Genomic DNA, 11,914 nt, shown 5'->3' with positions numbered 1-11,914 from the left:
TGTAACTCCGTACAGAGTGTCCTACAACCCCAAGAGGCAAGCCTCTTGGTTTGGGCTAATCCCGTTTCGCTCGCCGCTACTCAGGGAATCGCATTTGCTTTCTCTTCCTCCGGGTACTTAGATGTTTCAGTTCCCCGGGTCTGCCTTCTCATATCCTATGAATTCAGATATGGATACCACTCCATTACGAGTGGTGGGTTTCCCCATTCGGAAATCTCCGGATCAAAGCTTGCTTACAGCTCCCCGAAGCATATCGGTGTTCGTCCCGTCCTTCATCGGCTCCTAGTGCCAAGGCATCCACCGTGCGCCCTTTCTAACTTAACCGTTAAAAAGAATCACTATGTGATATCTTGTGTTACTAATTGAATGTGATGTCTACTGTTATCTAGTTTTCAAAGAACACGTTGGTGGAGCCTAGCGGGATCGAACCGCTGACCTCCTGCGTGCAAAGCAGGCGCTCTCCCAGCTGAGCTAAGGCCCCGTTATATAAGATGGTGGGCCTGAGTGGACTCGAACCACCGACCTCACGCTTATCAGGCGTGCGCTCTAACCAGCTGAGCTACAGGCCCATCTTAACTTATTCAAGGAACAAAGTTCCTTCAAAACTAAACAAGACAGGGAACGTTCTGTTTATAAGACCCAAGGTCTTATATTCCGTAAAATATCCTTAGAAAGGAGGTGATCCAGCCGCACCTTCCGATACGGCTACCTTGTTACGACTTCACCCCAATCATCTGTCCCACCTTCGGCGGCTGGCTCCTAAAAGGTTACCTCACCGACTTCGGGTGTTACAAACTCTCGTGGTGTGACGGGCGGTGTGTACAAGGCCCGGGAACGTATTCACCGCGGCATGCTGATCCGCGATTACTAGCGATTCCAGCTTCACGCAGTCGAGTTGCAGACTGCGATCCGAACTGAGAACAGATTTGTGGGATTGGCTTAACCTCGCGGTTTCGCTGCCCTTTGTTCTGTCCATTGTAGCACGTGTGTAGCCCAGGTCATAAGGGGCATGATGATTTGACGTCATCCCCACCTTCCTCCGGTTTGTCACCGGCAGTCACCTTAGAGTGCCCAACTGAATGCTGGCAACTAAGATCAAGGGTTGCGCTCGTTGCGGGACTTAACCCAACATCTCACGACACGAGCTGACGACAACCATGCACCACCTGTCACTCTGCCCCCGAAGGGGACGTCCTATCTCTAGGATTGTCAGAGGATGTCAAGACCTGGTAAGGTTCTTCGCGTTGCTTCGAATTAAACCACATGCTCCACCGCTTGTGCGGGCCCCCGTCAATTCCTTTGAGTTTCAGTCTTGCGACCGTACTCCCCAGGCGGAGTGCTTAATGCGTTAGCTGCAGCACTAAGGGGCGGAAACCCCCTAACACTTAGCACTCATCGTTTACGGCGTGGACTACCAGGGTATCTAATCCTGTTCGCTCCCCACGCTTTCGCTCCTCAGCGTCAGTTACAGACCAGAGAGTCGCCTTCGCCACTGGTGTTCCTCCACATCTCTACGCATTTCACCGCTACACGTGGAATTCCACTCTCCTCTTCTGCACTCAAGTTCCCCAGTTTCCAATGACCCTCCCCGGTTGAGCCGGGGGCTTTCACATCAGACTTAAGAAACCGCCTGCGAGCCCTTTACGCCCAATAATTCCGGACAACGCTTGCCACCTACGTATTACCGCGGCTGCTGGCACGTAGTTAGCCGTGGCTTTCTGGTTAGGTACCGTCAAGGTACCGCCCTATTCGAACGGTACTTGTTCTTCCCTAACAACAGAGCTTTACGATCCGAAAACCTTCATCACTCACGCGGCGTTGCTCCGTCAGACTTTCGTCCATTGCGGAAGATTCCCTACTGCTGCCTCCCGTAGGAGTCTGGGCCGTGTCTCAGTCCCAGTGTGGCCGATCACCCTCTCAGGTCGGCTACGCATCGTCGCCTTGGTGAGCCGTTACCTCACCAACTAGCTAATGCGCCGCGGGTCCATCTGTAAGTGGTAGCCGAAGCCACCTTTTATGTTTGAACCATGCGGTTCAAACAACCATCCGGTATTAGCCCCGGTTTCCCGGAGTTATCCCAGTCTTACAGGCAGGTTACCCACGTGTTACTCACCCGTCCGCCGCTAACATCAGGGAGCAAGCTCCCATCTGTCCGCTCGACTTGCATGTATTAGGCACGCCGCCAGCGTTCGTCCTGAGCCAGGATCAAACTCTCCGATAAAGTAGTTTGACTGACTACGCACATTGCTGTGCGATTTATAAAAATGAATTAACAGGTACGTTTTGTCTTGTTTAGTTTTCAAAGAACTTTGTTTACCGCTCGTTTAAGCGACTTTATTATCATAACATTTACCGCCGCTACTGTCAACAACTTTTTAGCATTTTCTTTTCAAAAAAGCTGTTCGTCATCAGCGACGTATATTAGAATAACACCTTCAGTTGTCTAAGTCAATACATAATATCAATTAAATGATAAATTGCTTAATGACGACTAACGCAGCTATTCCGGGTATTCCTAAAATTCCGCTGATAGCTGTTGTAACCAGATTAATCGGCACATGAATGCCAAGACTGCCGCCAAACATATTTACACAAACCAGCAGCAAAGCACCTGCCACAAATTTAACAGCTGTGATGCCAATCCACTTTAAAGGCTTCGCTGCTGAACCTGATAAAAAAAGAAGAATAACCAGTCCTAAAATAATCCCAATAATAAAAATAGGCTCCATGAATCTTCTCATCTCCTTCGCTTGTTCTAGTACAAGCTTATGAGAAGATCCAGGAGTTTAGACCACTTACTTCCACCGGCTGATTTTTAAATTTCGCTGCTTCGCTTCCCTTAAGTAAAAAAAATACTTCGCTTCAGCTACTTTCAGTTCGTATAACACTTCAGCAGACGGTTCTAAGCTTTTTTCAACCAGCTTTTTTTGCCTGTTCCACTCTTCCTTTTGCTTAAAAAGCTGCTCGGTTAGTTTTTCATCAAACTCTCTTCTTAATGTTTTCTTGCGAAGAAAACCCATGGATCGCTTTTTCCTCCTTACAATTCACGTCTTCCTTCAAGTGCTTTAGAAAGAGTGACCTCATCAGCATATTCCAAATCACCGCCGACGGGCAGTCCGTGGGCAATACGGGAGAGCTTAATACCAGACGGCTTGAGGAGCCTTGATATATACATCGCTGTTGCTTCCCCTTCTATATTAGGGTTTGTCGCGAGGATCACTTCTGTCACTTGATCATCCTGTAATCGTTTTAACAATTCTGGTATTTTAATATCCTCCGGTCCGATGCCGTCCATTGGAGAAATAGCGCCGTGAAGAACGTGATACTGTCCGTTGTATTCCTTCATTTTCTCCATAGCGATAACGTCTTTAGGGTCTTGCACAACACAGATAACAGACTTATCCCTGCGCGTATCTTCACATATATAGCAAGGGTCCTGATCTGTAATATGCCCGCAAACTGAACAATATGTCAGGTTGCGTTTCGCATTTACTAATGCTTTCGCAAAATCTAATACTACATCTTCTTTCATACCTAGAACAAAAAAAGCCAGACGAACCGCTGTTTTCGGTCCGATCCCTGGCAATTTCATAAAGCTGTCAATCAGCTTTGATATTGGTTCAGGATATTGCATGTTCTTTTATCCCCCTAGAATAAACCTGGCATGTTCATTCCCTTTGTAAATTGACCCATTGTTTCGTTTGTGATTTCGTCAACTTTTTTCAAAGCTTCATTCGTTGCAGCAAGCACTAAATCTTGAAGCATATCAATATCTTCAGGATCAACGACTTCTTCTTTGATGATAACATCCAGGATTTCTTTTTGGCCGTTTGCTTTTACTGTTACCATACCGCCGCCTGCAGTTCCTTCAACAACCTTTTCTGCAAGCTCTTCTTGAGCCTTCGCCATGTCCTTTTGCATTTTTTGCATTTGTTTCATCATTTTTTGCATATTACCCATTCCGCCACGCATAGCATTCACTCTCTTTCATTTTGTTAGTCTTTTATTTCAATTAAATCCGCTCCAACAAGCTTTTTCGCTTCGGCAATAAGCGGGTCTTCTTCAGCCGGTTCATTTGATCCTTCATTTTCCTGCTGATGATCTTCTAAAAATTCTTCTCTTATTTTACCCCATTGTGCTTCTGGAACGCCAATCAAATCCATTCTTTTTCCGAGCATCGATTCTAAAATCTGCTCAAGATTAGTCCGGACTCCGTTGTTATCCTCAGCGACCATTTTACAATGAATTTCATATTTGAATTTCAGAACAAATGCCGCCGATCCGGCAGCCACAGGTTCACTGTCATTCAGCAAAGCGGCATGTGATACTTTGTTTTGCTGTTTGAGATGAGCAAGAAGCTTGCCCCAACTGTTTCTGAGCAGATCAAGATCCGGTCTTGTGGCTTCCTTCAAAATCTCATGAATTCTGCCTACTGGCGCTTTGTAATTGGATTTCCCGCCCTTTGGCACACGCGGCGCTTCTTTTTTCGGGCTTTCCGCAGCTGCTTTTATGCCCGTTGTTTTGAGCCGCTCTACTTCCTGTTCGAGCTGCTGGATTTTTTTCATCAGCATATCCACTTCCGGGAGATCAGCAGCAGATTGATGTGAGGTTTGGCAAATCTTCACAACGGCCACTTCGAAAAAGATACGCGGATGATTTGTCCATTTCATTTCCTGATGGCTCTTGTTCAGAATATCAATCATTTCATATAGGGCCTGAGCCGGAATTTGTTCACTTAGTTCCCGGAACGTTTCATCGACTTTTACTTTCTCAAGCACTCCCTCTAAGCCAGGGGCTGTTTTGTACAGCAGCATGTCCCTGAAATAGAAAATCATATCTTCTATCAGCTTAGCTGGATCTTTTCCTTGCTGAAGCAATTCATTTAATGTTTCCAGTGCGTCAGAAACGTTTTTATCATGCAGGGATTTTGCAAGCTTCCCGATATATAATTGAGAAACAGCACCCGTAATTAAAAGCGCATCTTCGACTTTCAGGATATCGCCGCTGAATGATATGGCCTGATCAAGAAGGCTCAGGGCATCCCTCATCCCTCCGTCTGCAGCACTCGCGATGATTTCCAGCGATCCTTCCTCCACTTGCAGCTGTTCAGCATCAACAATTTTATTCATGCGGCCTACAATCGCTTGGGAGGTAATTCGTTTAAAGTCAAAACGCTGACATCTAGAGATAATGGTTAAAGGAATTTTGTGCGGTTCAGTTGTTGCTAATATGAAAATACAATGCTCAGGCGGCTCTTCTAATGTTTTTAGTAATGCATTAAAAGCGCCGATAGAAAGCATATGCACCTCATCTATGATATATACCTTATATGTGACGGCCGATGGGGCAAACTTCACTTTATCGCGAATGTCACGAATCTCATCAACACCGTTATTAGAAGCGGCGTCAATTTCTATGACATCGGATATTGACCCGTTTGTTATCCCTTTACAGGCCGCACATTCGTTGCATGGCTCATCAACAGGAGCATGTTCACAGTTGACAGCCTTAGCAAATATTTTGGCTGCACTGGTTTTTCCGGTTCCTCTAGGCCCGGAAAACAGATAGGCGTGAGAAAACTTTTTTTGCAAAAGGGCATTTTGCAGCGTTTTTGTAATGTGTTCTTGTCCGACCACATCTTCAAAGCGCTGAGGCCTGAATACTCGATATAAAGCTTGGTAACTCACGGGTTTGCCCTCCTCCGTTATTCATCATTCCCATTATACATGAACCTTGTTTCGATTCCAAAAGCTCTTTTTACATAACAAAAAACTCACCTAATATTAGGTGAGTCTGAAAATTTGATGATTGATTTACCGTGCACCTTCTGTCGATTCGCTACCCTAAGCGTTACTTAAGCAGTTAGCTCGGCCCAGGCAACCCTGCGGCACATGAGAGGTTTCACTTAATGCTGCTTCCTTCCGGACCTGACATGGTTCATGAATTCCCATTGCGCAGGACCCAAACGTCAACACCACTTACTTAAGGCAGGCCTTAAAGTAAACGAACCTCGAGAAGGGATTCGGCCCTGCTAGAGCGGATTGCAGGTACAGGGCACCGCTACCTCCCCGCTTAGCACGGCAAAATAAATATCAAATTTTATGTTGCATCTATTACGATGCACACTTAAGTATATCTGTTTCCCCTAAAAATTGCAACCGTACTATTCAGACAAGTTTTTCCTGGCGGCTTTCTTCTTTTTTCTTAGTTCTCTGAAAAACGCACTGAGCATTCCGCCGCATTCTTCCTCAAGCACACCGCTCACCACTTCAGCCTGATGATTAAAGCGTTCCTCCTGAAGAAGGTTCATTAGCGTGCCTGAACAGCCGCCTTTCGGATCAAATGCGCCAAAAACCACTTTTTCCACTCGAGAAAGTACGACTGCACCAGCACACATTGGACAAGGCTCAAGCGTCACATAAAGAGTCGCACCTTCCAGCCGCCATGTTCCGAGTGCCTTACACGCTTCATCAATTACAAGCATTTCTGCATGGGCAATAGATCGCTGTTCAGTCTCTCTTAAATTATGCGCACGCGCTATAATTTCACCATTAATGACAAGCACCGCACCTATTGGCACTTCACCTTTCTCTTCAGCCTTTTTCGCTTCTTTAATTGCTTCTTTCATATAAAGTTCATCTTGTGTCATAAGGATAAGCTCTCTTTTCAAAGTTTTTTCATTGCCTAAAAAGGCTACATATTAACTATAACTGAAACGGAAAGGAGACTGTCGATTGTCCAAAGCAGATAAAGCCCTTCTCATTGTAGACATGATCAATAATTTTGAATTCGATATGGGGGAAACCCTCGCTAAAAAAACAGAAAAAATCGTTCCTCATATTTTATCATTAAAGGAGCACGCGAGACAAAATGAATGGCCGATTATTTACATCAATGATCATTATGGACTTTGGCAAGCTGACATTAAAAACATACAGCAAGAATGCACAAATGAAAGAAGCAAGGATATCATCACAAAGATAGCTCCGGTAGATGCTGATTATTTTTTAATCAAACCGAAACATTCCGCTTTCTACGAAACAGCACTTCACACCCTTCTTACTGAGTTGCAGGTGAGACATATTATCATAACAGGTATAGCCGGCAATATATGCGTGCTGTTTACCGCTAATGACGCTTATATGAGGGAATACAGCATCACGATTCCTAAGGACTGTATCGCGTCAAACAGTGACGAAGATAACGAATTCGCCTTAACCATGATGGAGAATGTTCTTTTCGCAGAAATTACGACGGAAGAACAAATTATAGAAAAATAAACATGATCAGCGCTTTTCTTTCATACATTGATAGCGATATGAAAGGAGGCGTTTTTCATTCAAATTTATGTGGTAAAACAAGGCGACACTCTTTCTGCTATCGCTTCACAATACAGAACAACCACAAATGACATCACTGAAACGAATGAAATACCGAATCCCGACAGCCTTGTTGTCGGACAAACCATTGTCATTCCAATAGCTGGCCAGTTCTATGATGTGAAGCGAGGTGATACCCTGACATCCATCGCCCGGCAGTTCAATACAACAGCAGCCGAGCTCGCAAGGGTTAACCGCATCCAGTTAAATACCGTGCTTCAGATTGGTTTCCGTTTATACATCCCTCCAGCTCCTAAACGAGACATCGAATCAAATGCTTATTTGGAGCCCCGAGGAAATCAAGTCAGCGAAAATCTCCAGCAGGCGGCCAGAGAAGCGTCGCCCTACTTAACTTACCTTGGCGCATTCAGCTTCCAGGCACAGCGGAACGGAACCTTAGTCGCACCGCCTTTAACGAATTTAAGGAGCATTACAGAAAGTCAAAATACAACATTGATGATGATTATAACGAACCTAGAAAACCAGGCATTCAGCGATGAACTTGGCCGGATCCTTTTGAACGACGAAACTGTAAAAAGACGGCTTCTAAATGAAATAGTCGAGAATGCCAGAAGATATGGCTTCCGTGACATTCATTTCGACTTTGAATATTTGCGGCCCCAGGATAGAGAGGCCTATAATCAATTCCTCCGCGAAGCAAGGGATCTTTTCCATCGAGAGGGCTTAGAAATTTCTACGGCTCTTGCTCCTAAAACAAGTGCAACACAGCAGGGCAGGTGGTATGAAGCTCATGATTACAGGGCACATGGCGAAATTGTCGACTTTGTTGTTCTCATGACATATGAATGGGGCTATAGCGGCGGACCGCCTCAAGCGGTTTCTCCAATTGGACCTGTCCGTGATGTCATAGAATATGCTTTGACTGAAATGCCTGCGAACAAAATTGTCATGGGCCAGAATTTATATGGATATGACTGGACGCTGCCATATACAGCAGGGGGAACTCCAGCAAGAGCAGTAAGCCCTCAGCAAGCCATTGTCATAGCTGATCAGAACAATGCTTCCATTCAGTATGACCAAACCGCTCAAGCTCCTTTCTTCCGCTATACTGATGCAGAAAACAGAAGGCACGAGGTATGGTTCGAGGATGCCCGCTCGATTCAAGCAAAATTCAATCTGATTAAAGAGCTGAATTTAAGAGGCATCAGCTATTGGAAGCTGGGTCTTTCCTTTCCACAAAACTGGCTGCTGCTGTCTGATCAATTTAATGTTGTCAAAAAGACGTTTCGATAATTTGGAAACGTCTTTTTTTCATGGGGGCACCCAAGGGTTGTGATACAATATGAAGGTCGGTAACTGACGCACGTTTTTCAGATATAAGGAGGATTCCGATGAATACAGCCCCTTTTATTGCAATAGAAGGTCCTATCGGGGCAGGAAAAACAACTCTCGCAACGATGCTCTCACAAAAATTCGGATTCCCTATGATCAATGAGATTGTAGAGGATAACCCGTACCTTGATAAGTTTTATGACAATATAAAGGAATGGAGCTTCCAGCTCGAGATGTTTTTTCTTTGTCACAGATACAAACAGCTTGAAGACACCAGTGATCACTTTTTAAAAAAGGGACAGCCTGTAATAGCTGATTATCATATTTATAAAAATGTGATTTTTGCGGAACGAACCTTGTCTCCACATCAGCTGGAAAAATACAAAAAGATATATCACCTGCTAACGGATGATCTGCCAAAGCCGAATTTCATCATTTACATAAAGGCCAGTCTGCCTACATTGCTACACCGCATTGAAAAACGCGGGCGCCCCTTTGAGAAAAAAATTGAAACTAGCTATTTGGAGCAGCTGATTTCAGATTATGAAGTCGCCATCAAGCAGCTGCAGGAAGCAGACCCTGAACTTACAGTGTTAACCGTAGATGGTGATTCAAAGGATTTCGTTTTGAATAAGAGCGACTTTGAACGCATTGCCGCCCATGTAAAGGAGCTTATCGTATGAAGGAACATCATATCCCTAAGAATTCAATTATTACAGTAGCAGGAACAGTAGGTGTCGGAAAATCGACTTTAACAAAAACTTTAGCTAAACGGCTTGGATTTAAAACATCGTTGGAGGAAGTCGATCATAATCCATATTTGGAAAAGTTCTATCATGATTTTGAACGTTGGAGCTTTCACCTTCAAATTTACTTCTTAGCTGAACGCTTCAAAGAACAGAAAACAATTTTTGAAGCCGGCGGAGGTTTTGTACAGGATCGTTCGATTTATGAAGATACAGGAATTTTCGCAAAAATGCATGCTGATAAAGGGACAATGTCAAAGGTTGATTATAAGACTTACACAAGCCTTTTCGAAGCAATGGTAATGACACCGTATTTCCCACATCCAGATGTGTTGATCTATTTAGAAGGAGATCTGGAGAACATTTTAAACCGGATTGAACAACGCGGCCGTGAGATGGAGCTTCAGACAAGCCGGTCTTATTGGGAAGAAATGCATACACGCTACGAGAACTGGATAAGCGGTTTTAATGCCTGCCCTGTTTTAAAACTTCGCATTGAAGATTATGATCTTCTGAACGACGAAAACTCGATTGAAAATATTGTAGATCAAATTGCTTCAGTTATTCATGATAATCAAAAAAAGTGAATCTCAGTCGAGATTCACTTTTTCTTTAAAATAAAAAATCCGCCGCACCGAATGCAACGGACAAAACAATCTCCAATATATGCTTGTGTTTCATTAGAATTAAAATCAATATGGCGGAGGAAGAGGGATTCGAACCCCCGCGGGCTTTGACACCCCTGTCGGTTTTCAAGACCGATCCCTTCAGCCGGACTTGGGTATTCCTCCGTATCGACAAGACTAACTATATCACGTATGTTCTCGTGTGGTCAAGCATTTTTAAAAACTTTTTTTGTTTTTATGAAAATGCCGTGTTTACATAAGCAAAAAGGCGCACCTTGTCAGGCACGCCTTTCCATAATTTACGGTTTCATTACTTCTCTATTCCCCATATAAGGACGAAGCACTTTCGGAATCACAACGCTTCCGTCTTCCTGCTGATAATTTTCTAAGATAGCAGCAACTGTTCTTCCAACCGCCAGTCCTGAGCCGTTCAGTGTGTGTACATGCTCAGGCTTGCCTTTCGCTTCACGTCTGAAACGAATATTCGCACGTCTCGCCTGGAACGCTTCGAAGTTGCTGCAAGAAGAGATTTCTCGATATGTGTCTTGGCTTGGAATCCAAACTTCGATATCGTATTTTTTCGCAGCCGTAAAGCCTAAGTCACCCGTACACATGCTCATGACACGGTATGGAAGCTCAAGCAGCTGAAGAACCCGTTCTGCTTGGTTTGTAAGTTTCTCTAATTCTTCATAAGAATCTTCAGGCTTCACAAACTTTACAAGCTCAACTTTATTAAATTGGTGCTGACGAATTAATCCGCGTGTGTCACGTCCTGCTGAACCAGCTTCAGAACGGAAGCAAGCACTGAATGCCGCATAGTTGATCGGCAGGCTGTCACCTGAAAGGATTTCATCGCGATGCATGTTTGTAATCGGCACTTCCGCCGTTGGAATTAAGAAATAATCTTCTTCTCTGATTTTAAATGCATCCTCTTCAAATTTAGGAAGCTGCCCCGTTCCCGTCATGCTTGCGCGGTTTACCATATATGGCGGGATCACTTCAGTGTAGTTATACTCATCCACATGCAGATCAAGCATAAAGTTATAAAGCGCACGCTCCAGACGAGCACCTAAGCCTTTATAGAACACGAAACGGCTTCCTGTTACTTTGGCAGCACGTTCAAAATCCAGAATACCCAGCTCATCCGCAATATCCCAGTGCGGCTTCGGCTCATAAGCAAATGAAGGCTTTTCACCCCATTTACGCACTTCTACGTTGTCGTCTTCTGTTTCACCGACAGGTACAGACTCATGCGGAATATTCGGGATTGAGAGCAGGATTGTATCAAGCTCAGCTTCCACTGTCCGTAATTCTTCATCGAGCTTTTTAATTTCCTCGCCGACTTCACGCATTTCTTTAATAATGTGATCCGCGTCTTTTTTCTCACGCTTCAGCACAGCAACCTGCTGAGAAACTTCATTTCGTTTTCCTTTTAACTCTTCAACCTTGCCGATAAGCTCTCTTCGTCTATCATCCAGCGCCTCAAACTTATCAAAATCAGTTAAGTCTTCGCCTTTGTGTACAAGCTTTGCTTTAATTTCTTGAAAATTTGCTCTCAGCATTTTCGTATCAAGCATGCGAAACACTCCTTTTTTTATTGATTTATCGAAAATAAAAAGAGCCCTCATCCCCATAAAGGGACGAGAGCTCTCGCGTTGCCACCCTGATTGAAAACAAATCAAAGACTCGTTTTCCACTTTCAAACATAACGGTTATCCCGTAAATGCCTACTCGCTTCAGCATTTCGCTCAAGGATGGATTCAGACAGCATCTTTCACCGATTCGCACCAACCATCGGCTCTCTTAGAAAGAGAGGCTCCCTACTAGTTCCTATCAACGCTTTTCGATCTTTATTTGTGCTTATAATGTA

Annotated in this window: 11 protein-coding genes, 3 tRNA genes, 2 rRNA genes and 2 other RNA genes (1 of these 18 cut by a window edge); 4 read left to right on the top strand and 14 right to left on the bottom strand. The window is 44.3% G+C overall.

Annotated features, from left to right (window positions below; translation table 11 throughout):
- The 11 genes from rrnA-23S to tadA all read right to left on the bottom strand — a co-directional run.
- A ribosomal RNA-23S gene (gene rrnA-23S, locus BSU_rRNA_5) occupies positions 1–324 on the bottom strand (it extends 2,603 nt beyond the left edge of the window).
- 81 nt (positions 325–405) lie between these two features.
- Positions 406–481: transfer RNA gene (gene trnA-Ala, locus BSU_tRNA_9), tRNA-Ala, on the bottom strand.
- 11 nt (positions 482–492) lie between these two features.
- Positions 493–569, bottom strand: a tRNA-Ile gene (gene trnA-Ile, locus BSU_tRNA_8).
- Positions 570–668: 99 nt separating this feature from the next.
- Positions 669–2,222 (bottom strand): ribosomal RNA-16S (gene rrnA-16S / locus BSU_rRNA_4).
- The 16S and 23S rRNA genes sit together here with 2 tRNA genes alongside, the layout of an rRNA operon.
- A gap of 243 nt (positions 2,223–2,465) precedes the next feature.
- Positions 2,466–2,729 carry an inhibitor of the pro-sigma(K) processing machinery gene (gene bofA, locus BSU_00230; protein NP_387904.2) on the bottom strand — a complete coding sequence of 88 codons (264 nt, stop codon included), beginning with the start codon at positions 2,727–2,729 and terminating at the stop codon, positions 2,466–2,468.
- Positions 2,730–2,795: 66 nt separating this feature from the next.
- Positions 2,796–3,020 carry a hypothetical protein gene (gene yaaL / locus BSU_00220; protein NP_387903.1) on the bottom strand — a complete coding sequence of 75 codons (225 nt, stop codon included), beginning with the start codon at positions 3,018–3,020 and terminating at the stop codon, positions 2,796–2,798.
- A gap of 17 nt (positions 3,021–3,037) precedes the next feature.
- Positions 3,038–3,634 (bottom strand): recA filament-DNA complex stabilisation factor, encoded by a 597-nt coding sequence (gene recR / locus BSU_00210; RefSeq protein ID NP_387902.1) that lies wholly within the window; start codon positions 3,632–3,634, stop codon positions 3,038–3,040.
- A gap of 14 nt (positions 3,635–3,648) precedes the next feature.
- Positions 3,649–3,972: a nucleoid associated protein gene (gene ebfC / locus BSU_00200; RefSeq protein NP_387901.1), complete on the bottom strand. Its 324-nt coding sequence runs from the start codon at positions 3,970–3,972 to the stop codon at positions 3,649–3,651.
- 23 nt (positions 3,973–3,995) lie between these two features.
- Entirely contained in the window at positions 3,996–5,687 is a 1,692-nt protein-coding gene (dnaX, locus tag BSU_00190) for a DNA polymerase III subunit tau subunit (protein NP_387900.2), read from the bottom strand.
- A gap of 81 nt (positions 5,688–5,768) precedes the next feature.
- An RNA gene (scr, locus tag BSU_misc_RNA_2) (small cytoplasmic RNA (scRNA, 4.5S RNA), signal recognition particle-like (SRP) component) lies at positions 5,769–6,122 on the bottom strand.
- 41 nt (positions 6,123–6,163) lie between these two features.
- The gene (gene tadA, locus BSU_00180; protein ID NP_387899.1) at positions 6,164–6,649 is read right to left on the bottom strand and encodes a tRNA specific adenosine A34 deaminase; all 486 of its coding nucleotides are present in this window, start codon (positions 6,647–6,649) and stop codon (positions 6,164–6,166) included.
- An 85-nt stretch (positions 6,650–6,734) separates the two neighbouring features.
- Here tadA and yaaI point away from each other — a divergent pair, with 85 nt between their 5' ends.
- The 4 genes from yaaI to dck all read left to right on the top strand — a co-directional run bounded on the left by yaaI (position 6,735) and on the right by dck (position 10,005).
- The gene (yaaI, locus tag BSU_00170; protein ID NP_387898.1) at positions 6,735–7,280 is read left to right on the top strand and encodes a putative amidase (isochorismatase family); all 546 of its coding nucleotides are present in this window, start codon (positions 6,735–6,737) and stop codon (positions 7,278–7,280) included.
- A gap of 69 nt (positions 7,281–7,349) precedes the next feature.
- Complete coding sequence (sleL, locus tag BSU_00160; protein ID NP_387897.1) at positions 7,350–8,633, top strand: spore peptidoglycan N-acetylglucosaminidase; 1,284 nt, start codon at positions 7,350–7,352, stop codon at positions 8,631–8,633.
- Between the two features lie 98 nt (positions 8,634–8,731).
- Positions 8,732–9,355: a deoxyguanosine kinase gene (gene dgk / locus BSU_00150; RefSeq protein NP_387896.1), complete on the top strand. Its 624-nt coding sequence runs from the start codon at positions 8,732–8,734 to the stop codon at positions 9,353–9,355.
- On the top strand, positions 9,352–10,005 hold the full coding sequence (gene dck / locus BSU_00140) for a deoxyadenosine/deoxycytidine kinase (protein ID NP_387895.1): 654 nt from the start codon (positions 9,352–9,354) through the stop codon (positions 10,003–10,005). The genes dgk and dck overlap by 4 nt, the downstream gene beginning before the upstream one ends.
- A 111-nt stretch (positions 10,006–10,116) precedes the next feature.
- Here dck and trnSL-Ser1 read toward each other — a convergent pair.
- The 3 genes from trnSL-Ser1 to tboS all read right to left on the bottom strand — a co-directional run bounded on the left by trnSL-Ser1 (position 10,117) and on the right by tboS (position 11,890).
- A tRNA-Ser gene (trnSL-Ser1, locus tag BSU_tRNA_7) sits at positions 10,117–10,209 on the bottom strand.
- 134 nt (positions 10,210–10,343) lie between these two features.
- Positions 10,344–11,621: a seryl-tRNA synthetase gene (gene serS, locus BSU_00130; protein NP_387894.1), complete on the bottom strand. Its 1,278-nt coding sequence runs from the start codon at positions 11,619–11,621 to the stop codon at positions 10,344–10,346.
- A gap of 56 nt (positions 11,622–11,677) precedes the next feature.
- Positions 11,678–11,890: T-box riboswitch specific of serine tRNA ligase (gene tboS / locus BSU_misc_RNA_1), an RNA gene on the bottom strand.
- Between the last annotated feature and the right edge of the window lie 24 nt (positions 11,891–11,914).

This window comes from Bacillus subtilis subsp. subtilis str. 168 (genome assembly GCF_000009045.1).
Taxonomy (GTDB): Bacteria; Bacillota; Bacilli; order Bacillales; family Bacillaceae; genus Bacillus; species Bacillus subtilis.
This window is presented reverse-complemented; position numbering and strand designations above follow the sequence as displayed.

Bases quoted from the DNA above. Each gene is read 5' to 3' on its own strand.
- bofA (NP_387904.2), bottom strand. From the start codon at position 2,729: ATGGAGCCTATTTTTATTATTGGGATTATTTTAGGACTGGTTATTCTT.
- yaaL (NP_387903.1), bottom strand. From the start codon at position 3,020: ATGGGTTTTCTTCGCAAGAAAACATTAAGAAGAGAGTTTGATGAAAAA.
- tadA (NP_387899.1), bottom strand. From the start codon at position 6,649: ATGACACAAGATGAACTTTATATGAAAGAAGCAATTAAAGAAGCGAAA.
- dgk (NP_387896.1), top strand. From the start codon at position 8,732: ATGAATACAGCCCCTTTTATTGCAATAGAAGGTCCTATCGGGGCAGGA.
- ebfC (NP_387901.1), bottom strand. From the start codon at position 3,972: ATGCGTGGCGGAATGGGTAATATGCAAAAAATGATGAAACAAATGCAA.
- recR (NP_387902.1), bottom strand. From the start codon at position 3,634: ATGCAATATCCTGAACCAATATCAAAGCTGATTGACAGCTTTATGAAA.
- dck (NP_387895.1), top strand. From the start codon at position 9,352: ATGAAGGAACATCATATCCCTAAGAATTCAATTATTACAGTAGCAGGA.
- serS (NP_387894.1), bottom strand. From the start codon at position 11,621: ATGCTTGATACGAAAATGCTGAGAGCAAATTTTCAAGAAATTAAAGCA.